The sequence below is a fragment of the Sedimenticola hydrogenitrophicus genome, from assembly GCF_029017505.1.
Lineage (GTDB): Bacteria > Pseudomonadota > Gammaproteobacteria > Chromatiales > Chromatiaceae > Sedimenticola > Sedimenticola hydrogenitrophicus_A.
Genome location: NZ_JAQGEI010000107.1, coordinates 1 through 780, shown reverse-complemented (window position 1 = coordinate 780; position 780 = coordinate 1). Strand labels below are relative to the sequence as shown.

Annotated in this window: 1 protein-coding gene; it reads right to left on the bottom strand. The window is 62.3% G+C overall.

Annotated elements, in window-relative coordinates:
* The coding region (locus O9K64_RS23465) for a hypothetical protein (RefSeq protein WP_335342356.1) at positions 1-780 on the bottom strand (780 nt) is incomplete at both ends.

Below are 780 nucleotides of genomic sequence, written 5' to 3'. Positions count from 1 at the left end.
GCTGTCCGGCTCATAGCCGTACTGCTGTATCACCACACCACCGCTGTCGTATTCGCCGGCCAGCCCTTCGTCGGTGTAGTGGAAGTAGCGGGTTTCGTTCGGGGTGGTCTTCTGGATCCGCCGGCCCAGGGGGTCGTAGCGGTATTCGCCGATCAGATCGCCCGTGTCAGTCTCGACTCGCTGTAACCTTCCCTCGGCGTTGTAGATACTTTTTGTGGTATTGGCCCCTTCGGTCTTTTGGGTGGTATGGCCCGCCTGGTCGTACTGGTAGCTGGTGGTGGGACTGGCCTGCAGCCGGTCATTCTCATCATAGCTCCAGCTGCCCGGGGTGAGGTTGTCCGCGGTGCGGTTGCCGTTGGCATCGTAATCCCAGCCTTCGGTCTCCAGGGCGCTTTGGGCCTCGGTCAACCGCTGCAGGTTGTCGTACTGGTAGTCGTAGGTGCGCTGTTCGGTGGCGCGCCGGGTGATGTTGCCGGTCTTGTCGTAGTCGTATTGGTAGTCCAGCAGCGGGTTGGTCGCCGGGTCCAGGGCCAGGATGCGGGTCGGGCGCAGCAGCGGGTCATAGTCGATGGTGCGGCTGCCGCCGCCGTGGTAGAGCAGTTTCTTCGGCCGGTTCCACTGGTATTCGGCATAGTTCAGACTCCCCAGCGCCGGGATCGCGATCCGTTGCAGGCGGTTTTGGTCCCAGTGATATTGGGTGATTTGGCCGTCCGGCCCGGTGTAGCTCAGTTTGTTACCCGCCGCATCGTAGCCGTAGCTGTGGCTCAGGCTGAAGCTGCC